This window comes from Collinsella sp. AM24-1 (genome assembly GCF_003470325.1).
Classification (GTDB): domain Bacteria; phylum Actinomycetota; class Coriobacteriia; order Coriobacteriales; family Coriobacteriaceae; genus Collinsella.
The window spans coordinates 18283-39794 of sequence record NZ_QRHM01000019.1 but is presented as its reverse complement, the minus strand read 5'-3'; the positions used below and the strand labels follow the sequence as shown (position 1 = coordinate 39794).

The following is a 21512-nucleotide window of genomic DNA, read 5'->3' as shown; positions in this document are numbered from 1 at the left end:
ACCCTAAGAGCAAACCACCCTTTTTAAGGGTGGTTCTGATTTCACGTCACCTTGCTCGCTTGGGGCCGTTTTCGCTGACGTTGCCAAGACATCGGCGTCAACATGGTTGGCGTTGGCGATGGCGTGCTGGTCAATCCTTACAGCTCGTACAGCGTGGTGAACTTGTCCTGCAGGTAGCTGCAGTAGTAGCGGGCATCGAACGCCATGCCGCATGCGCCCTTGATGAGCTCCGGCGCGTCCTTGGCGCGGCCCCACTGCCAAATGTGCTCGCCCAGCCACGCGCGGACGGGTGCCAAGTCGCCGCTCGCACAGGCGCCGTTGAGGTCGACGCCGTCGCGGCACATGGCCGGCACAAACATGGCATCGTAGGCGCTACCCAGCGCATACGTGGGGAAGTAGCCAAACGAACCGCCGCTCCAATGCGTATCCTGCAGGCAGCCGTGCGTGTCGTCGGGAACGGGAATGCCCAGGTACTCGTCCATAAAGCGGTTCCAAAGCGCGGGGATGTCCTTGGCCGCAGCCTCGCCGGCAAACAGCATACGCTCAATCTGGTAGCGCACCATAATATGCAGCGGATAGGTGAGCTCGTCGGCCTCGGTGCGGATCAACGACGGCTGCGCGATGTTCACGGCGCGGTAGAGCGTGTCTTCGTCGACGTCGCCGTAGACCTCGGGCGCGTGACGACGCAGCACCTCGAGCAGCGGGCCCATAAAGGCGCGGCTGCGACCCACGGTGTTCTCGAAAAAGCGGCTCTGGCTCTCGTGGATGCCCATGGAGGTGCCGCCCTCCAGGCAGGTGCGCGCGTAGGCGGGATTGACGCCCAGCTCGTACATGGTGTGCCCCGCCTCGTGGATGATGCTGTAGACGTTGGAGATGCAGTCGTCCTCGTAGATGTGCGTCGCGATGCGCGCATCACCCACGGCAAAGCCCTCGCTAAACGGATGCTCGGTAAAGGCAAGCGTGGTGTCGTCCAGGTCCAGGCCGACAAGCTTCATAAGGTCGAAGCTCATGGCACGCTGGGCGGCCTCTGGCACGTGGGCGTGCAAAAAGTCGGCAGCCGGCTGCTGGCCGCGCTCGCCGATGGCGTGCACGAGCGGCACGACCGTCGCCTTGACCTCATCGCAAAACGCGTCGAAGCTCTTGGCGGAAAGGCCGCGCTCGTACTGGTCGAGCCAAACATCGTATGGGTCGCGCTTGGGGTCCATGAGCTCGGCCTGATGCTTAAGTTGGGCGACGATTCTATCCACATAGGGCTCAAAGCTCGCCCAGTCATTGGCCGTCTTGGCCTTGTGCCACACGGCGTCGGCCTCGCAGGTGAGCCTGGTCCAGGCCTCGGCTTCCTCGGTGGGGATGACGCTTGCCTCGCGCTGGTCGCGGCCGAGTACGCGAATCTCGTCGAGCAGCTGCGGGTCGTCGATCTTGCCGCCCGCGACGGTCTCTCGTGCCAGCGAGCGCACAAGTTCGACAGACTTTTTGCTGGTCAGCAGCTTGTGATGCTCGCCAGCAAGGGTGCCCATAGCATCGGCGCGGGCCGCGGCGCCGTTGGCGGGAGCAATGGTCGTGCCGTCAAACTCGGCAATCTTGAGCAGGTACTCGCGAGTCCACAGCTTGCCCTCGAGCTTACGGAATTTTTTGACAGCCTTATCGACCTTCATGCCTTTGGGCGTCTTATCCGCTGCGGGCTTGGCCATCTTATCCTTGTTCTTTCCCATACCTATATCCTTGATCTCGCAGACCGGACGCCACGGGTGGGCGTACGGCCAGTTTGCACAGCTACCTACCTTGTACCCAGTGCGAACAAAACGGAACGCGGCGATATGCTCGCAGAATGTGTTATCCTATAGCCCAATGCGTTGACGGAGAGGGTTTTGCCCGCCGCGTCGCCGGCAAGAGAGGGAAGGTCATGGGCTGCAAGCCTTCCTGCGGTGGCAAGGGCCAAGCGTTCACTCCCGAGCAGCGACCTCAACGGGCGCGCGGCTAGCGGCGGCGAAGCCCCAGTAGGGAAGCCGTGAGCCTCGCGATAAGGGGTGCAGAGTGGGCACGGCGGGCCAGACATCCGCTGGGTCAAACAAGGTGGTACCGCGGAATTCAACCGTCCTTGGGCAATGCACATGCCCGAGGACGGTTTTTTGTTACCGAACCGGGCCGCGCATCCGCAGCATCGGGCGGCGTCAGCCGTCCCGGAGCGCGGATGCGCGAGAGACGAAAGGGAAGACATGAGTCTGATTGATGATCTGGTCAAACTCGAGGAAGAGGCCAAGGAGCTCGTCGCAGGCGCCGACGACGCAGCCAAGCTCGAGGCTGCGCGCGTTGAGCTGCTCGGCCGCAAGGGCCGCATCACCGGCCTGATGCGCATGATGGGCAAGCTCGCCCCCGAGGATCGTCCCGTGATGGGCAAGCGCGCCAACGAGATGCGCCAGCTGATCGAGGGCATGCTCGACGAGCGAAACACCGAGATGAAGGCCGCCGCCCTCAAGCGCGCACTCGAGCACGACGCCGTCGACATCACGCTGCCGGGCATCCGTCCGCAGATCGGCCACCAGCACCTGATCAAGCAAATCATCGAGGAGGCCGAGGACATCTTCTGCGGCATCGGCTACACCGTCGAGTCCGGCCCCATGGTCGACACCTCTTACTACAACTTCACCGCGCTCAACGCTCCCATGGATCACCCGAGCCGCTCGGCCCGCGATACCTTCTACGTGGTCGACAACAACCCCGGCAGCGTCGCGCACCCCGAGGCTCACGCCCACGGCGAGTCCGACGTGCTGCTGCGCACCCAGACTTCGGGCGTGCAGATCCACACTATGGAGTCGCAGAAGCCGCCCATCTACATGATCTGCCCGGGCACCGTCTACCGTCCCGACACGGCCGATGCCTGCCACCTGCCGCAGTTCAACCAGATCGAGGGCCTGGTCGTCGACGAGGGCATCACCTTTGGCGACCTGAAGGGCACGCTCGACTACTTTGTTAAGTGCATGTTTGGCGAGGATCGCAAGACGCGTTACCGCCCGCATTTCTTCCCCTTCACCGAGCCCAGCTGCGAGGTGGACGTGAGCTGCCACGTGTGCGGCGGCAAGGGCTGCAACTTCTGCAAGCATAGCGGCTGGATCGAGATCCTGGGCTGCGGCATGGTCGACCCCAACGTCCTGATCAACTGCGGCATCGACCCCGAGAAGTACACCGGCTTCGCCTTTGGCATTGGCGCCGAGCGCGTCGCGGCCCTGCGCTACGACCTGCCCGACCTGCGAACGCTCATGACGGGCGATATGCGCTTCTTAAATCAGTTCTAGGCCCGGCGGCTTTCCCAAGCACCGCACCTTGCCTTTCAATCGTCGGTTGCGTACCTAAGTACGCGGCCCTCCTCTTTCAAGGCAATCTGCGGCACTTGGAAAACCCGTCTCCGTTGCAGTTTTTTGGCTCAAAGCCGCATTTATGAAAGGAGACCAGTTAGATGCGCGTTTCTTACGACTGGCTCAAGACCATGATCGATATTCCGGAGGATCCTAAGACCCTTTCGGACGAATATATCCGTACCGGCACCGAGGTCGAGGCGATCGACACCGTGGGCGAGTCCTTCGACCATGTAGTGACCGCCAAGGTGCTCACCAAGACCCCGCACCCCGATAGCGACCATATGTATGTGTGCTCGGTCGACGTGGGCGACAAGAACCTCGACGCCGACGGCAACCCCGCTCCGCTGCAGATTGTCTGCGGCGCGCAGAACTTTGAGGCCGGCGACCACATCGTCACGGCCATGATCGGTGCCGAGCTGCCCGGCGACATCAAGATCAAGAAGAGCAAGCTGCGCGGCGTCGTGTCCATGGGCATGAACTGCTCCGCGCGCGAGCTCGGTCTGGGCGGCGACCACTCCGGCATCATGATCCTGCCCGAGGATACGCCCTGCGGCATGCCGTTTGCCGAGTATGTGGGCTCGAGCGACACCGTGCTCGACTGCGAGATCACGCCCAACCGTCCCGATTGCCTGTCCATGATCGGCATGGCCCGCGAGACCGGCGCCATCTTCGACCGCGATTTCCACGTTGAGCTGCCCGCCATCAAGGCGGAGACCGGCCGCGCGACCGACGACGAGCTTTCCGTCGAGATCGCCGACGAGGGCCTGTGCGACCGCTACGTCGCCCGCATCGTGCGTAACGTGAAGGTCGGCCCGTCGCCCGACTGGATGGTCAAGCGCCTCAACGCCCTGGGCGTGCGCCCGCACAACAACATCGTCGACATCACCAACTACGTGATGATGCTCACCGGTCAGCCGCTGCATGCCTTTGACCTGTCTACCTTTGCCGAGCGCGACGGCCACCGCCGCGTGGTGGTTCGCGCCGCCCAGCAGGACGAGAAGTTTACGACGCTCGATGGCGAGGAGCGCGTGCTCGACGCCGGCATGGGCCTCATCACCGACGGCGAGCGCCCCGTGGCGCTGGCCGGCGTTATGGGCGGCATGGATTCCGAGATCGAGGACGACACCGTCGACGTGATGGTCGAGAGCGCCTGCTTTAACGCCGGCCGCACCTCGCACACCAGCCGCGATCTGTCGCTGATCTCCGACGCCTCCATTCGCTTTGAGCGCCAGGTCGACGAGACCGGCTGCGTGGATGTCGCCAACGTTACCTGCGCGCTCATCGAGGAGATCGCCGGCGGCGAGGTTGCTCCCGGCTATGTCGACGTTTTCCCCGCGCCCAAGACCATCGACAGCATTAAGCTGCGCCTGGCCCGCGTGCACGCCATCTGCGGTGCCGACATCGAGCCCGACTTTATCGAGCGTTCGCTCACCCGCCTGGGCTGCACCGTCGAGCGTGACGGCGAGGACTTTATGGTCACTCCGCCGAGCTTCCGCCCCGACCTGCCGCGCGAGATCGATCTGATCGAGGAGGTCCTGCGCCTGTGGGGCATGGGCCGCGTGACGGCGACCATCCCGGCTGCCAAGAACCACATCGGCGGCCTGACCCGCGAGCAGAAGCTCACCCGTAAGGTCGGTGAGATCCTGCGCGCCTGCGGCCTCAACGAGACCACGACTTTTGGCTTTGCCGCCCCGGGCGACCTGGAGAAGATCGGTATGTCCACCGAGGGCCGCGGTTGCCCCGTGGTGCTCATGAACCCGCTGGTGGCCGAGCAGACCGAGATGCGTCGTTCGCTGCTGCCGGGCCTGCTGCAGTCCGTGGCCTACAACGAGGCGCACGGTACGCCCAACGTGCACCTGTACGAGGTCGGCAGCCTGTTCCACGGTCGCGAGAACGCCAGCCTGCCCAAGGAGACCAAGTCCGTCGCGGGTGTGCTCTCGGGCCAGTGGAGCGAGCAGTCTTGGAACATGAAGTACCGTAAACTGCGTTTCTTCTTTGGCAAGGGTATCGTCGAGGAGCTGCTCGCCCAGCTGCGCATCGAGAAGGTTCGCTTCCGTCCCGTCGAGGGCGAGGGCTATGCCTTTTTGCAGCCGGGTCGTGCGGCCGAGGTTCTGTCCGGCGGCACCGTGCTGGGTTGGGTCGGCGAGATCCACCCCGAGGCGCGCGAGGCCTGCGGCATCGACGAGGTTGTCGTTGCCTTTGAGCTTGACCTGGACAAGCTGATCAAGGGCGCCCGCAACCAGGAGAACTACCGCGAGTTCTCGCAGTACCCGGCCGTTGAGCACGACCTTGCCATTGTGGTCGACAATGCCGTGACCTGCGAGGATCTTGAGCGCCGTATTACCAGCGCCGGCGGCAAGCTGCTCGAGGGCGTGCGCCTGTTCGACGTCTACCGCGATCCGGTTCGTATCGGAGCGGGCAAGAAGTCCATGGCCTTTGCGCTCACGTATCGCTCGGACGAACACACGCTTACTAGCGAAGAGGTCGAGAAGGCGCACCAGAAGATCGTCACCAAGGTGTGCAAGGGCGTAAACGGCGAAGTCCGCTCGTAATCTTTGCCGTTCGGAACCCGCCCCCTGCGGGGTTTTCACGGCAACGACCTCGCCGCTTTGCGGCTGCGGGATGTTGCCTTAGAAAACCCCTCTCGGGGGCGGGTTCCTGCGTTAACCTTGTTGCGAGCGGACTGCACCTTCTTCCGGGTGACCGGAAAGTTGGGAGTGCATGGGCCTTTATTTGGCGGTGCGTGGACCTGGGTTAATAACGTACGTATTGCAAGGGCGTGCTGCGTTGTGGGCGGTGCGCCTTTTTGTTAGTATGCAGAGTCGGTGTTACGGATTGTTGGAAACGTAACACGCAACGTTCTGATTGAGAGGGCTCATGCATATTCCCGATAATTATCTGTCCCCGCAGACCGATGCCGTTATGGCGGTGGCGATGGTGCCCGTATGGGTTCACTGCATCAAGAAAGTGCGCGTCACGCTCGATCGCGAGCATATGGCCTTTCTGGGTATTTGCGCCGCATTCTCCTTCTTGCTCATGATGTTTAACGTTCCGCTGCCCGGTGGCACCACGGGTCACGCCGTTGGTGGTGCGCTCATCGCACTGCTGTTGGGTCCCGAGGCCGCTGCCATCGCGGTTTCGGTCGCGCTGGCGCTGCAGGCGCTGCTGTTTGGCGACGGCGGCATCCTGTCCTTTGGCGCCAACTGCTTTAACATGGCTTTCGTGCTGCCGTTTGCCGCTGCTATCGTGTTCCGTGCGCTCAACAGCCGTTTGCACGACAAGAGCTGGGGCACCTCGGTTTCGGCCATCGTAAGCGGCTGGGTCGGCCTGTGCCTGGCGGCCCTGTGCGCGGCGGTCGAGTTTGGTATTCAGCCCATGCTCTTTACTAACGCTTCGGGCGCGCCGCTGTACTGCCCCTTCCCGCTGTCCATTGCCATTCCGGCCATGATGATTCCGCATATGTTGGTTGCCGGCGTGGTCGAGGGCGTGGCGACTGCCGCGATCTACGGCTTTATCAAGAAGACGGCGCCGAGCGTTATCGTCGGGCCCGAGGCCGTCGATGGCCAGCTTGCTGCCGAGGGCACTGCTGCCAAGAAGACCTCGCTGATCCCCACGCTCATCCTGGTCGCCGTGCTTGTCGTGGCCACGCCGCTCGGCTTGCTCGCCACCGGTGACGCCTGGGGTGAGTGGGACGCCGAGGGCGCCGCGACCGCCGTTCAGGAGGCTGGCGACGACAGCCTGCAGGCTTCGGTCGGCCTCGATACCCCGACCTTTGCCGACGCCCTGCCCACGGGCGATTATCTGCAGGCCTATTCCGAGGAGCAGGGTCTTGGCTTTGCCGGCCAGGCTGCCATGTATATCCTCTCGGGCGTGATTGGCGTGGCGGTGCTGACCATCGCATTCCGCCTGGTCTCGCTGACGGTCAAGGAAAGCGGTGCTCATGGCAATAGCCGAGCTGCCTAGCTGGCTTGCGGCCGAGCAGCGTTACGAGCCCGCGGGGGCTCGACATCGTGTTATGCAACAAAACGTCCTGCACCTGGCGAGCCTGCTTGAGCGGGTTCGCCTGGGTGGAGGCGCACACGAGGGCGGGTCGATGGTCGACCGCGCCCTTTCTTGCGTTTCGGCGCCGGTGCGCCTGGTGGGGATGTTCGTCTGCGTTCTGTGCGTGTACCTGACACAGAGCCCGCTGTACCTCATGTTGATGGCGGCTATCGCGCTGGTGCTCGTTGCCGTGCGCCCCGTACGCGGGCTGCGGGCAACCTTTGTGCCGGCACTTGGCGCTGCGGGGCTCGCGGTGGTTTTGGCACTACCTGCCCTGCTGCTGGGCGCGTCTGCCACGGGCGCCATGCTCAAGATTGCGCTCAAGACGTTCATTAATGTGTCGCTTGTGCTGGGCGTTTCATGGACGCTTACCTGGAGCCGCATGTCGGCGGCGCTCAAAATGTTGCACCTGCCCGACGAGGTCATCTTTACTTTCGATATGGCGCTCAAGCATATCGAGGTGCTGGGACGCACGGCGCACGATCTGTGCGAATCGGTCATGCTGCGCAGCGTGGGTCGTGCGCCTGCGGGTTTTTCGCGCACCGACTCGCTGGCGGGTATCATGGGCATGACGTTTATCAAGGCGATGGAATGTAGCCACGCGATGGACGAGGCTATGCTTTGCCGCGGCTTTGCCGGTGCGTATCCGGCGCCCGCGCGCGCCGGGTTTGGCTGGCGCGATGCGGTCTATGCGGCCGGCGTGGCACTGCTGGCAGTGTTGTGCGCCGTGCTGTAGGCGCTGCTGGTTCTTGCTGGGGATGCAAATAGGGAAGGGCGACGTTTTGACGATCGATATGAATAGTGCGGTGGGCACGAACGGTGCGGGCGGCGAGGCCGCGCCGCTCATCGAGCTGCGCAACGTGGTGTTCTCATATACGGGGCATACGGTGGTCGACGGCGTTTCGCTGCAGGTCGATCGTGGTGAACTCGTTGCCCTGCTTGGTCCTAACGGTTGTGGCAAGACGACGATCATGCGCCTTATTAACGGCCTTGAGCTCACGGACGCGGGTGCGTACCTGTTCGATGGGCGCGTGGTCGATGCGGCATATCTCAAGGATTCCGCAGCCGCTCAGCGTTTTCATCAGCGCGTGGGCTTTGTGTTCCAGAATGCCGACGCCCAGCTGTTCTGTGCCACGGTGGGCGAGGAAGTTGCTTTTGGTCCCGCGCAGATGGGGCTGCCGACAGACGAGATCGAGCGCCGCGTCCGCGATGCCATGGAGCTGTTCCAGGTTGCCGATCTGGTCGATGCCTCGCCCTATCAGCTTTCGGGCGGGCAAAAGAAGCGCGTTGCGCTGGCGGCAGTCGTATCGATGAACCCCGATATCCTAGTGCTCGATGAGCCCACCAACGGGCTCGATGAGGACTCGTGCGACATCGTAGTCAACTTTTTGCTGGCCTACGTTGCTGCCGGTAAGACGGTTTTGATGGGTACGCACCATCAAGATTTGGTGCGCCGCTTGGGGGCCCGTGCCATCTATATCGATCGATATCACCATGTGGTCGAGGCGCCTTCGCCGTCGTATGGAACCGAGAGCGGTGCTGCGGAATAGTTGCTGCGTAGAGGATGCGTAGCCGCCCGCGCGGCTTTGCCGTGATGGTATAGTTATCCAGGTTTTTTATGGGGGTGGCTATGCCAAGCTGGAACATTCATATCGCTCAAACGGAGCGCTTGCTGACACGTGCTAGCGTGCTTGCCGATAGCGTGCGCGACCGCAATGCCTTTTTGTTTGGCTGCGTGGTTCCGGACATCTTTGTGGGCTACATGGTTCCCGGCATTGCCGATCCCATCCCGTACCGCATCACGCACTTTGCTAAGCCCGAGCCTATCCCCAAACCACGCGAGCACGAGTTCTGGGATACCTATGTGACGCCGCTGCTTAAAAGTTCGCCCACCGGTGCGCCAGCCGCGGCGACCTCGATTATCGAGGAGCGCGAGCGACTGAACCGCGTGCACTATCCCCAGCGCTACAAGGATGCCGAGCCGGTTGCCGGTCCCGGCGCCTGTGAGTTCTCGCTTGCGTCCGAAGATGTGGCGCAGTCGCTGCTCGATTTAACGCTGGGCGTCTGGTCGCATCTGGTGGCCGATACCGTATGGAATACGCGCGTGAATCAGTACCTGGAGGCGCACGGCGGCAAGCCGTGCGAGGAATTCCGCATTAAAAAGCAGGGCGATTTTGACTGGTTTGGTAAGACGCTCGGCATTGTTTCCATCCCGCGTGCGACCGATCGTCTGTATACCGCTGCGGCACGTTTTGGGCAGTATCCCATCCATAAGGAGTATGTGCTCAAGACCATCGGCGTTATGCACGAGATTGTGCGCGAAAACCCCGGTGAGCCCGATCATCCGCCGTATCGCCTGCTAACCGAGGAGTTTTTCGATGCAACGTTTACCGAGGTCATCGAGCTGACCGAGGCGGGATTTGCGGCTCGCGTTGCTGCTTCTGACGTTCCCGCAGTCCCCCTGATCGCTAGCTGCTAGCCGGCCGGCTTAACGGTGAACAGTTCATTCCAATTGACCAACGGCTCCCGTCGCAGGGCGTCTTCGGTGGTGCGCTCGGCATCGGAGAGGCTTGCGACTGAACACAAATCGATGATGCGGCATACGAAGAAGGTCTAAAAAGGGCCCGGAAGGCAAAGCCTTCCGGGCCCTTTTGCAATGCAAGCGTGCTTGCAAGTGCGATTTAGCGCACCTGAGCGACGTAAGCGACGTTGGTCGAGGAGACCTTGTCCTCGAGCTGAACACTCATGCGGGGATCGCCGGCGGTAGCGACGGTCAGATCGCCGGCCTCGACGTAGCCGAGCTCCTTAGCGGTCTCGATCGCCTTGACGATCGTGCCGTTGACGGTGCCCTGGGTAATCTCGGCCTGGTGCGGGATAACGCCCCAGTACATGATCATCTGCTGGACGGCCCACTCGTGGCGGGAGAACGCGCAGATCGGCATGTTGGGACGGAAGTGCGAGATCAGGCGTGCGGTACGACCGGTGGTCGTCGGCACGGTGATGCACTTGGCGCCAACGGTGGTGGCCATGTTCACAGCGGACATACCCACAACGTTGTTGACGACGCGGGTGCCGTGAGCGTCGGCCGGAACCTCGAGCGGAGCGTGGGCCGGGAGGTACTTCTCGGTCTCGAGAGCAATGCTGGCCTGCATCTTAACGGCCTCGACCGGGTACTTACCGGCAGCGGACTCGCCAGAGAGCATAACGGCGTCGGTGCCGTCGTAGATGGCGTTAGCAACGTCGGCAACCTCGGCGCGCGTCGGGCGCGGGTTCTGCTGCATGGAGTCGAGCATCTGCGTAGCGGTGATAACGGGCTTGTAGGCCGCGTTGCACTTGGCGATGATCTCCTTCTGGATGTGCGGAACGAGCTCGGGCTTGATCTCGATACCCAGGTCGCCACGGGCGACCATGATGCCGTCGGAAGCCTCGAGGATCTCGTCGAAGTTCTCGACGCCCAGGGCGCACTCGATCTTCGGGAAGATCGTCACGTGCTCGCCACCGTTCTCGCGGCAAAGCTTGCGGATGCCGCGGACGGACTCGCCGTCACGGATGAAGGAAGCGGCGATGTAGTCGATGTTCTCGGTCAGGCCAAAGAGGATGTCCTGACGATCGCGCTCGGTGATGGCGGGCAGCGAGATGTTGACGTTGGGCATGTTGACGCCCTTGCGCTCGCCGATCAGGCCGTCGTTCTTAACGACGCAGGTCATGTCCTGGCCGCTGACGGACTCGACCTCGAGGGCAACCAGGCCGTCATCGATCAGGATGAGGGAGCCCTTCTCGACCTCGGAAGGCAGAGCCAGGTAGTCGAGGGAGATGTGCTCAGCGGTGCCGTGGAAATCCTCGGACGTGGGCTGAGCGGTGACGACGATCTTATCGCCGGTCTTGACGGCAACCTTCTTGCCGTCGACCAGAAGGCCGGTGCGGACCTCGGGGCCCTTGGTGTCGAGCAGGATGCCGACGGGCAGACCGAGCTCCTTGGAAATACGACGGACGCGCTCGATGCGACCGTGGTGCTCGTCGTAGGATCCGTGCGAGAAGTTAAAACGGGCGACGTTCATGCCCGCCTTGATCATCTCGCGGATGGTCTCGTCGCTATCGCAGGCGGGACCCATGGTGCATACAATCTTGGTGCGCTTGTACATTCAGACCTCCATCTGACATCGTCTTGCGCTGATAGATAAACCATAAGAAATAAAACCGAAATGATTATAACGAAATGCCGACCGAATACCCCAAAAAATCGACCGTATGCCGAAATGGAAGTTCATTTTTTGCGAGAAAAACGGTATATGAAAATCTTTACCAACCGCTCTAACCGCTGCTATCTGGGCGATATTTCAGTTTGACGATGTGCCGAAGAAAAAACGTTTTACCAATGTTGAGCATCACACGGTCTGCACCGTTGCGTGCGGACCATATTTCCAAACCGATTGTTTTGGCTAGACGCGTCGCTTTGGGGTACCATAGCTCCACTATCAACTGCCGCTCAGCACGGCAGCCTTGATGAGCCCTTGCCCTTCTCCTGGGAATTATGATCGGGCATCAATCTGCTGAGTGGCCCGAATCCCAGGAGGGGACTCTATATGCAAAAGGAATACCTGTCCGCCGCGGCGGAGGTGCTCAGCGACCAAGGTGTCGATGAGAACCTCGGCCTGAGCAACGGCGAGGCGTCTTCGCGCCTCGCCAAGACAGGCCCTAACAAGCTCGAGGAAGCCGAGAAGACGCCGCTGTGGAAGCGTTTCTTTGAGCAGATGGCCGACCCCATGGTCATCATGCTGATCGTTGCCGCCGTCATCAGTGCGCTCACGGGCATGGTCAAGGGCGAGCCCGACTTTGCCGATGTTGCCATCATCATGTTCGTCGTTATTGTCAACTCGGTGCTGGGCGTGGTCCAGGAAGCCAAGAGCGAGGAGGCCCTCGAGGCCCTGCAGGAGATGAGTGCGGCGCAGTCCAAGGTGCTGCGCGACGGCAAGCTCGTGCACCTGCCGAGCGCCGAGCTCGTGCCCGGTGACGTGATCATGCTCGAGGCGGGCGACTCCGTCCCGGCCGACTGCCGCGTGCTCGAGAGCGCCACAATGAAGATCGAGGAGGCCGCCCTTACCGGCGAGTCCGTGCCCGTCGAGAAGCATGCCAACGTGATCGAGCTCGCCGCCGGCACCGACGACGTGCCGCTCGGCGACCGCAAGAACATGTGCTACATGGGTTCCACCGTGGTATACGGCCGCGGCCGCGCCGTCGTGGTCGGCACCGGCATGAACACCGAGATGGGCAAGATCGCCGGCGCCCTGGCCGAGGCCAAGGAAGAGCTCACGCCGCTGCAGGTGAAGCTCGCCGAGCTCAGCCGCATCCTCACCATCATGGTTATCGTCATCTGCGTCGTGATCTTTGGTGTCGACATCGTCCGCCACGGCGTGGGCAACGTCCTTACCGACCCAACTGCCCTGCTCGACACCTTTATGGTCGCCGTCTCGCTCGCCGTCGCCGCCATCCCCGAGGGCTTGGTCGCCGTCGTGACTATCGTCCTTTCGCTCGGCGTGACCAAGATGGCCAAGCGCCAGGCGATTATCCGCAAGCTTTCTGCTGTCGAGACACTCGGCTGCACGCAGACCATCTGCTCGGACAAGACCGGCACGCTTACCCAGAACAAGATGACCGTCGTCAAGCACGAGCTCGCCGCGCCCCAGGAAAAGTTCCTGGCCGGTATGGCCCTGTGCTCCGATGCCCAGTGGGACGAGGAGCTGGGCGAGGCCGTGGGCGAGCCGACTGAGTGCGCGCTCGTCAACGATGCCGGCAAGGCGGGGCTCACCGGCCTGACCGCCGAGCATCCGCGTGTGGGCGAGGCCCCGTTCGACTCCGGCCGTAAGATGATGTCCGTGGTCGTCGAGACCCTGGACGGCGAGTATGAGCAGTACACCAAGGGCGCGCCCGATGTGGTGATCGGCCTGTGCACCCATATCTACGACGGCGACAAGGTCGTCCCCCTGACCGAGGAGCGTCGTGCCGAGCTCGTGGCCGCCAACAAGGCCATGGCCGACGAGGCCCTGCGCGTGCTGGCGCTGGCAAGCCGCACCTACACCGAGGTCCCGGCCGACTGCAGCCCCGCCGCGCTCGAGCATGACCTGGTCTTCTGCGGGCTGTCCGGCATGATTGACCCGGTCCGTCCCGAGGTCGCTGACGCCATCCGCGAGGCCCACGACGCCGGTATCCGCACCGTCATGATCACGGGCGACCACATCGACACCGCCGTGGCCATCGCCAAGCAGCTGGGCATCGTCACCGATCGCAGCCAGGCCATCACAGGCGCCGATCTCGACCGCATGAGCGACGAGGAGCTCGACGCGCACATCGAGGACTTTGGCGTGTACGCCCGCGTCCAGCCCGAGCACAAGACCCGCATCGTCGAGGCGTGGAAGTCGCGCGACCAGATTGTCGCCATGACGGGCGACGGCGTCAACGACGCCCCGTCCATCAAGCGCGCCGACATTGGCGTGGGCATGGGCATCACCGGCACCGACGTCACCAAGAACGTCGCCGACATGGTGCTCGCCGACGACAACTTCGCCACTATCATCGGCGCCTGCGAAGAGGGTCGCCGCATCTACGACAACATCCGCAAGGTCATCCAGTTCCTGCTTTCGGCCAACCTTGCCGAGGTGTTCTCGGTGTTTATCGCCACGCTCATCGGCTTTACCATCTTCCAGCCGGTGCAGCTGCTGTGGGTGAACCTGGTTACCGACTGCTTCCCCGCGCTCGCGTTGGGCATGGAGGATGCCGAGGGCAACATCATGAAGCGCAAGCCGCGCAACGCCAAGGACGGTGTCTTTGCCGGACATATGGGTCTGGACTGCGTGGTCCAGGGCCTAATCATCACCGTGCTGGTGCTGGCGAGCTTCTTTGTGGGCGTGTACTTTGACATGGGCTACATCCACATCGCCGATATGATCGCCGGCGCCGCCGACGAGGAAGGCGTGATGATGGCGTTCATCACGCTCAACATGGTCGAAATTTTCCACTGCTTCAATATGCGCAGCCGTCGCACGTCGCTGTTTAAGATGAAGAAGCAGAACAAGTGGCTGTGGGCCTCTGCCGCGCTGGCGCTGGTGCTGACGGTGATCGTAACCGTGCAGCCGACGCTTGCCGAGATGTTCTTTGGCCCCGTGACGCTCGAGCTCAAGGGCGTTGTCGCTGCCCTGGGTCTTGCCTTCCTGATCATTCCGCTGATGGAGATCTACAAGGCGATCATGCGCGCGGTCGAGAAGGAGTAGGTCGAAAGGCCATCCTTCCCACCGGCCCGACCGCCTGCGGGGTTTCTTCCTCGCTGGTCCTCGCGCTTCGCGCTGCGGGATCGCTCAGAAGAAACCCCTCCCGGCGGGCGGGCCTTCGGATAACCTCTCGGGACCATTAGCTGAGGGAAAGTATGTGAGTCGGTCGAGCACTTGCTCGACCGACTCTTTTTTGTGGGTAAAATACCTGCTCAGTTGTGTGGTTTTGTGCTGGGAGGCGCTTGTGGGCAAGGCTAAGGCTAAAGCGAAGAAAAAGACGACGGGAGCGCGGGCTAAGCGCGATCGTCGTCGGAAGCTCGCGACCGAGGCTCCCGCGTCTGCCGAGGAGCTGCTGGCGAGCGTGCCGGGACTCGACGCGCTGCAGGACGTTCCGGCGTTTGATGGCCTGCCGGTCGATGAAGCTCAGCAGGCTGCCTTTGATGATTTCTGCGCACATGCCGAGGAGCCCGAGCAGATGCAGCTTGGCGCCGTGGTGCGCTTGGATCGTGGGTTTCCGCTGGTGGCGACTGCCGACGATACCTTCCGCGCCGAGCATGCCGTGGGATTTGCCAAGTCGCGCGGTGGGGACGAGGTCCTGCTGCCTGCCGTGGGCGATCGTGTGGCGGTGCGCCGCGCTCCCGGGCACGATATGGGCGTGATTGAATGCGTGCTGCCGCGCCGTACGAGCTTTGAGCGTTGGCGCGGCCGTGCCCGCGGAGAGCGCCAGGTGCTCTGCTCCAACGTGGATAGCGTGCTAATCGTGCAGGCGCTCGGTGCCGGCGAGGTGCTGCTCGACCGTGTGGCGCGTTCGCTGGTATTGGCGCTCGACTGCGATGCCGAGCCGGTGGTGGTACTCACCAAAGCTGACCGCTGCGATGCCGAGGAACTCGAGCGCGATCTGGACCGCGTGCGCCGCCTGGTGGGTCCGGACGTGCGCGTGATCGTGACGTCCTCTGCCGAGGGCCGCGGCCTGGACGAGGTCCGTGCCTGCGTGCCTGCCGGGAGCTGCGCCATGATTCTGGGCGAGTCGGGTGCCGGCAAGTCGACGCTGCTCAATGCGCTGCTGGGCCACGATACGTTGGCGACCGGCGGTGTGCGCGAACGCGACGACCAGGGCCGTCACACTACCGTCGCGCGCGTGATGGTGACGCTGCCGGGCGACGCCGGCGTGATCGCCGATGCCCCGGGCCTGCGCAGCCTACCGCTCGTGGGTCACGAGCGGGGACTGGCCCGCGCCTTCCCCGAGATTGTCGAGGCATCGCGCGCGTGCCGGTTTGGCGATTGCACGCATACCCATGAGCCGGGTTGCGCCGTTCGCGAGGCCGAGGACGCCGGGCAGATCGATAGCCTGCGTCTGGAAACGTTCCAAAACCTGGCGTTATCCATGCGCGTGAGTGCTCAAATGCTCGATCCCGATGTCCATCTGTAATTGATTTTTCCTATGACAGCCGTTTCCCAACTGTTCGGGAGACGGCTTTTTGCTGCGGAAAAGCCTCGAAACATGCAGTTTGCTGACGTGCTGACCAAAACCTTGCCACGAGCTTGACGGGCTGGTCAGCTTTTGGTCAGCGATTGGTTTGACATCGAAAACCAAGATTGCGATTGCGCCGCTTTGCACTCTGACCGCCCAGACAATGGTGGTACGGGCATTCGCCCGGCACTGCCATGAGAGGAGCGGCCGTGAACAAGAGCAAGCGCATCGCCATCAGTCTGGTCGCGGGCGTGCTCGCTGCTCTGCTCTGCATGGTTTACGGCTCATCGATCCGCTCGCAAGCCGAACAGGTCCAGGCTGAGACCTTGGCCAAGTACGGTGGCGATCGCGTCGAGGTATGCGTCGCGGCGCGCGATATCGATGTGGGCGAGACCCTCGATGAGACCAATGTCATAACCCAGGAATGGCTGACGAGCCTGCTGCCGCGTGACGCGGCGACCGAGCTGCGCCAGGTGCGCGGCGACGTGACGACTTCGCGTATTCCCAAAAACGCCGTGATCTGCAATGTCTACACCAAGGCCGAGAGCCACAAGCTCGAGGTGCCTAAGGGCAAGGTCGCCGTTTCGGTGGCGGTCGATGCCGAGCACTCGGTCGGCGGCGCCACGGGCGTGGGCAGCTACGTGGATGTGTATGTGCAAAAAGACGGCGTAACCGATCGGCTGTGCGGCGCGTACGTGATCGATACCAGTGAGGATTCCGGTGCCACGCGCGAGGGCAAGATCGAATGGGTGACGCTGGCGGCTGACCCCGAAGACGTCAAGGAACTGCTGGGCGCCTCGGGCAAGGGAACGGTCAGCTTGACGATTCCCGCCACGGCGCGCGGCAAAAAGAGCGGAGGCGACGAGTGATGAAGGCGATCTGGCTTGCGTGCTGCGCGTGCGGCGATTACGGGCTGTTGCAGCGGGAAGTCGAGGGCCGTGACGCGGGTGCACAGGTGCTTCGCGTGGGTGACCTGGACGGGCTGGTTTCCATGGCGCGGGCGTTTCCGTCGCGCCGCGGGGCTGCCATCATCGCGGCGTCTCTGTTTGATACCGAAGATGTGCGCAAGACTGTTGCGCGCCTGACGGCCGAAGGCCGCGTGAGTCGCGTGGTCGTGTTGATAGAAGCGCTCGATCCGTCGGATATCGAGGGGCTGTTTCGCGCGGGGGCGACCGAGGTCATCGCTGCGCACAGTATATGCGGCAACGGGCGCGCGGGCGAGGGAGCGGTTGATTCCGATCGGCGCATGACGATTGAGCCCGATGCTTTTGTTGATAGGGAACCCGGGGCGCCTCGCGCTACAAGAGGCCCGCGTGTTGATGATTATGGAAAAGCGGAAGCCGAGCATGGTCGGCGCCCCCGGAACCCCCTTGTATACGATGACGCTGGAGGGCCGGTGCCGTATGGCGATGACGTTCTGGCTGAAGATATGGGATACGTGCACGGCGTAAATCTGGCCGATGAGCTCGACGAGGTCGAGGGTTTTGCCGGGGCTGGCGAGCCGTGTGCCGCTGCGTCTTTAGCTTCGGAACCGCAGACCGGGCAGCCTGCCATGCCGGCTTGGACTCAGCACGTGACCGCGGCGGGGGAGACGGGGATGTTATCGCCCGCGTCCGTGTCGCCGGTTCCTGCGCCGTCAGCCCCCGCGCTGTCGGCGGACGCTTCGATTCCGTCGCGTCGGGCACCGGTCGTCTGTGCTGTTTCGGGTTCGGGCGGTTGCGGCAAGTCGACGATCGTTGCCACCATGGCACACACATCGTCGCTGTTGGGCTTGCGTGCCGCCGTGCTCGACCTGGACCTGATGTTTGGAAACCTTTACGACTTGTTAGGCGTCGATGCTCCGCGCGATATGGCGGCACTTATCGAGCCGTCGGCGGCGGGCATGCTCACCGAGCCGGATATCGTAGCCGCTTCGATGCGCGTGGCGCCGGGCGTTACGCTCTGGGGTCCCGTCGCGGCGCCCGAGCAAGCCGAGCTCATGGCACGTCCGGTGGAGCTACTGCTTGATGTTCTGCGTCGCGAATCCGACGTGGTCTTTATCGATACCTCGGTCTTTTGGGGCGACGCCGTGGCGGCTGCGGTGGCGGCGAGCGACCGTTGCCTGGTCGTTGGCGATGCGGCGGTGTCGTCCGCGGCATCGGCATCGCGCGTCATTGAACTGGCAGGTCGAGTAGGTGTGCCGCGCACGCGCATGAGCGCCGTGTTCAACCGGTTCGGTGCGCGCGGGGCAGACGAGGACGTCGCCATGCGCTTTGAGATTGCCTGTGCGTTAAGCTCCAAGATTCGTATCGCCGATGGCGGGCAGGATCTCGCCGCGCTCATGGCGTTTGGGCGCGCTGACGAGGCAGTGGGGCAGACCAGCGCTTTTGCGACTAGCGTGCGCGAGGCCACGCGCGAGATGCTCGTGGAACTGGGGTGCGCCGTCGGCCCTTGGAGCGATATGGTCGCCGACCGTGCAACGCGCACCGAACGCCCGCGTATCCGCCTTCCCTGGTCGCGCGAGGGTGATCAGCGATGAGCCTGCAAACGAGGATTAAGGCTGCCGGCGCTGCGGCGGCGGCAGCGCCTGTAGATGTGGGGCGTCGCCGCGCCGTGAAACGACGCACCAAGCGCGCCGTGATGGACCGCATGGGTTACGACGAAGTGGCGCGTATCAGCGCCTATATCGACCCGGCACTTGCCCGCTCGGAATTGCGTCCCGCGGTGGAGGCGGCGCTCAATGTTGAGGAGCCGACCGATCTCGCGACGCCCGAGCGCGAGACCATCATCGACGAGATTTTGGATGACGTGGTGGGCTTGGGGCCGTTGCAGCCGCTCATCGAGGACGATACCGTTACCGAGATCATGATCAACGGCTGCCGCTCGGCTTTCTTTGAACGCGGCGGCGTCTTGTACCCCATCGAGCATGCGTTTGAGGATGATGAGCAGATCCGTGTGCTTATCGACCGCATCATCTCGCCACTTGGCCGTCGTATCGACGAGCGCAGCCCCATCGTCAACGCCCGCCTCAAAACGGGCTATCGCGTCAACGCGGTGATTCCGCCTGTGGCGATTGACGGACCGATTCTCACCATCCGAAAGTTCTCGGACCGCATCTGCTCGCTGGACGAGCTTGTGGGGCTGGGGTCGCTGCCGCTTTGGTATGCGCAGCTGCTGTCGTGCGCGGTGTCGCTGCGACAGGACCTGGCGGTTGCGGGAGGCACGGGATCTGGTAAGACCACCCTGCTCAACGCGTTGTCATGCGAGATTTCCACCGGCGAGCGCATCGTGACGATCGAGGACTCTGCCGAGCTCAAGTTTGCGCATCATCCGCACGTGGTGCGCCTAGAGGCGCGCGAGGCTTCAATTGAGGGCGAGGGCGCGGTGACGATCCGCGACCTGGTGACTAATGCCCTGCGCATGCGCCCCGACCGCATCGTGGTGGGCGAGGTGCGCGGTGCCGAGTGCTGCGACATGTTGCAGGCCATGAACACGGGCCACGACGGGTCGCTCACCACGCTTCATGCGGGTTCAGAACAGGAGACCGTGGTGCGTCTGACGTTGCTTGCACGTTATGGCATCGATCTGCCGAGCGAGCTCATCGAGGAGCAGATTGCCATGGCACTCGACGGTATCGTGATGTCCGAGCGCCACGCCGATGGCAGGCGCTTCGTCTCCTCGTATTCGGGGGTGCGACGCGCCGCATCGGGCGGCGTAGAGCTCGAGCGCTATGTGACGTTCGATGCCGCCGAGCGCACCTGGACGCTTGACCGCGAGCCGCCGTTTATCGCAGAAGGCCTGCGGTCGGGGACGCTCACACAAGAGGAGGTGGACGAATGGAGATCACTGTGCCCCTCGTCGTAGGGGGCTTGGCAGGGCTTTCTGTCGCGACGGCGTGCGGGGCGGAACCTCGTGTGCCGCAGGTACCGCCGGCGGAGCTGGCACGTCAGGCGCTCGAGACGGTGGCAGAGAAGCTGCCGCGTGAGCTGGTGGAAAACGATCTGCTGAAAAAGATCGCCCGTTCGTGGGCATCGCTGGCTCCGGCGCATCGCCTTGGCCTCGTGATCGAAGATGCTTCGGGACGTTTGGCGTTTCTGCTGCTATCGAGCGGTGTCTGCTGCGTTTTACTAACGATGGTGTCGTTATCGCCCCTCGGATTTGCCTTGGGACTTGTTGCTCCGTTTGCCGTTGGTGCCGCTCGGGATGGCTTTGAGAGCCGGCGCGAGCAACACGATGCAGAAGAGGCAATGCCCGAGGCGTTTACCGCACTTTCCATGTCGCTTGCCTCGGGACATTCGCTGGCCCAGGGCATGCGCTTTGTGGGCGCTCATGCGCAAGAGCCAGTGCATACCGAGTTTTTGCGCGTGGCGGCGGCGATCGATTGCGGCATCTCGGCGACCGACGCGCTCGATGACTTGCTCGTGCGTATCGACGCCCCCGGTCTTTCGCTTGTGACCTTGGCGCTTAAGGTGTCTCAGCGCACCGGCGCTCCGCTTGCCGACTTACTGTCCGAGGCGTCGAGCATGGTGGGGGAGCGCATTGAGCTCAAGCGCCGCCTGGATGTTAAGACGTCGCAGGCTCGCATGTCTGCGCATATGGTCGCGGCGATGCCGGCGGGCATGTGCGCGGTGTTGGCGCTGCTTTCGGCAGATTTTCGTCGCGGTCTTGCGACGCCTGCCGGCGCGGGCGCTGTGGTGCTGGGTCTTGCCCTCAACGCCGTTGCCCTGGTGGTTATCCGGCGCATTATGCGGGTGGAGCTATGAGCGCCCCGGTTGCAGTTGCGGCTTGCCTGTGCGCCCTGAGTGTATTTGTCGCGACGGGTTTGGATCGGGCGGATGCACGCAAGATCGCAGGGGCCTGCAAGCGCGAGGCGGTGCTGGTCGCTGCCGCGGGTCGCTCGGTGGTCGATGCTCTGACCGCGCGAGTGAAGGGCGCGGTTGGAGCGGGCGGCCCGGCGCGAGTGTCGCTCGGCGAAGTGTCCGAGATGATCGATGTTGTGCGCTTGGGTCTTTCGGCCGGTCTTTCGTTTGATGCGGCGCTTGAGATTTTCTGCGCCAACCGCCGGTCAGTGCTGGCTCTTCGCCTTGAGCGCGCCTGCATGGCGTGGCAGGTGGGCGTGGGCACGCGTGAGGACGAGTTGTTGGCCGCCGCGCGCGACCTGGACGTGCGAGCGCTCGAGACCTTTGCCATCACGGTGGGGCAGGCGCTCGCCCTGGGTGCCCCACTTGCCGAGACGCTGGCCGCTCAAAGTCGCGAGATCCGTGCGGCTCATCGCGCCGCGGTCGAGCGCGAGATCGAGCGTGCACCCGTCAAGCTGCTGATTCCCACCGGCACGCTCATCTTGCCGGCGTTGCTTCTGTCCATATTGGGCCCGCTGCTGGGAGCAGGCGGGATGATGTAGGG

At 63.2% G+C, this 21512-nt stretch carries 15 protein-coding genes; 13 read left to right on the top strand and 2 right to left on the bottom strand.

What is annotated here, in order from left to right; all coding sequences use genetic code 11:
• Positions 1-137: 137 nt before the first annotated feature.
• Positions 138-1712: a carboxypeptidase M32 gene (locus DW661_RS07780; RefSeq protein ID WP_118935281.1), complete on the bottom strand. Its 1575-nt coding sequence runs from the start codon at positions 1710-1712 to the stop codon at positions 138-140.
• Between the two features lie 504 nt (positions 1713-2216).
• On the opposite strand from DW661_RS07780, the gene pheS reads away from it, so the two are divergent.
• From pheS to DW661_RS07750, 6 genes are all read left to right on the top strand, one after another.
• On the top strand, positions 2217-3293 hold the full coding sequence (gene pheS, locus DW661_RS07775; RefSeq protein WP_055250566.1) for a phenylalanine--tRNA ligase subunit alpha: 1077 nt from the start codon (positions 2217-2219) through the stop codon (positions 3291-3293).
• A gap of 161 nt (positions 3294-3454) precedes the next feature.
• A complete protein-coding gene (gene pheT / locus DW661_RS07770) occupies positions 3455-5908 on the top strand; it encodes a phenylalanine--tRNA ligase subunit beta (protein WP_118935280.1) in 2454 nt (817 codons plus the stop codon).
• A gap of 325 nt (positions 5909-6233) precedes the next feature.
• Complete coding sequence (cbiM, locus tag DW661_RS07765; RefSeq protein WP_118935279.1) at positions 6234-7319, top strand: cobalt transporter CbiM; 1086 nt, start codon at positions 6234-6236, stop codon at positions 7317-7319.
• Positions 7297-8133 (top strand): energy-coupling factor transporter transmembrane protein EcfT, encoded by an 837-nt coding sequence (locus DW661_RS07760; RefSeq protein ID WP_118935278.1) that lies wholly within the window; start codon positions 7297-7299, stop codon positions 8131-8133. Before cbiM ends, DW661_RS07760 begins: the two co-directional genes overlap by 23 nt.
• Positions 8134-8179: 46 nt before the next feature.
• On the top strand, positions 8180-8947 hold the full coding sequence (locus DW661_RS07755; protein WP_233547480.1) for an energy-coupling factor ABC transporter ATP-binding protein: 768 nt from the start codon (positions 8180-8182) through the stop codon (positions 8945-8947).
• Positions 8948-9027: 80 nt separating this feature from the next.
• The gene (locus DW661_RS07750; protein ID WP_118935276.1) at positions 9028-9876 is read left to right on the top strand and encodes a hypothetical protein; all 849 of its coding nucleotides are present in this window, start codon (positions 9028-9030) and stop codon (positions 9874-9876) included.
• 202 nt (positions 9877-10078) lie between these two features.
• On the opposite strand, the gene pyk is transcribed toward DW661_RS07750, so the two are convergent.
• Complete coding sequence (gene pyk, locus DW661_RS07745) at positions 10079-11539, bottom strand: pyruvate kinase (protein ID WP_117637393.1); 1461 nt, start codon at positions 11537-11539, stop codon at positions 10079-10081.
• A gap of 441 nt (positions 11540-11980) precedes the next feature.
• On the opposite strand from pyk, the gene DW661_RS07740 reads away from it, so the two are divergent.
• From DW661_RS07740 to DW661_RS07710, 7 genes are all read left to right on the top strand, one after another.
• Positions 11981-14662: a cation-translocating P-type ATPase gene (locus DW661_RS07740; RefSeq protein WP_118935275.1), complete on the top strand. Its 2682-nt coding sequence runs from the start codon at positions 11981-11983 to the stop codon at positions 14660-14662.
• Positions 14663-15134: 472 nt separating this feature from the next.
• Entirely contained in the window at positions 15135-16088 is a 954-nt protein-coding gene (rsgA, locus tag DW661_RS07735) for a ribosome small subunit-dependent GTPase A (protein ID WP_187361889.1), read from the top strand.
• A 251-nt stretch (positions 16089-16339) separates the two neighbouring features.
• The gene (gene cpaB / locus DW661_RS07730) at positions 16340-16999 is read left to right on the top strand and encodes a Flp pilus assembly protein CpaB (protein WP_022094089.1); all 660 of its coding nucleotides are present in this window, start codon (positions 16340-16342) and stop codon (positions 16997-16999) included.
• The gene (locus DW661_RS07725; protein WP_118935274.1) at positions 16999-18648 is read left to right on the top strand and encodes a hypothetical protein; all 1650 of its coding nucleotides are present in this window, start codon (positions 16999-17001) and stop codon (positions 18646-18648) included. Before cpaB ends, DW661_RS07725 begins: the two co-directional genes overlap by 1 nt.
• The gene (locus DW661_RS07720) at positions 18645-19973 is read left to right on the top strand and encodes a CpaF family protein (protein ID WP_117634305.1); all 1329 of its coding nucleotides are present in this window, start codon (positions 18645-18647) and stop codon (positions 19971-19973) included. The genes DW661_RS07725 and DW661_RS07720 overlap by 4 nt, the downstream gene beginning before the upstream one ends.
• Positions 19946-20872 carry a type II secretion system F family protein gene (locus DW661_RS07715; RefSeq protein ID WP_117563706.1) on the top strand — a complete coding sequence of 309 codons (927 nt, stop codon included), beginning with the start codon at positions 19946-19948 and terminating at the stop codon, positions 20870-20872. The genes DW661_RS07720 and DW661_RS07715 overlap by 28 nt, the downstream gene beginning before the upstream one ends.
• On the top strand, positions 20869-21510 hold the full coding sequence (locus DW661_RS07710) for a type II secretion system F family protein (protein ID WP_055250542.1): 642 nt from the start codon (positions 20869-20871) through the stop codon (positions 21508-21510). The genes DW661_RS07715 and DW661_RS07710 overlap by 4 nt, the downstream gene beginning before the upstream one ends.
• Positions 21511-21512: the final 2 nt, after the last annotated feature.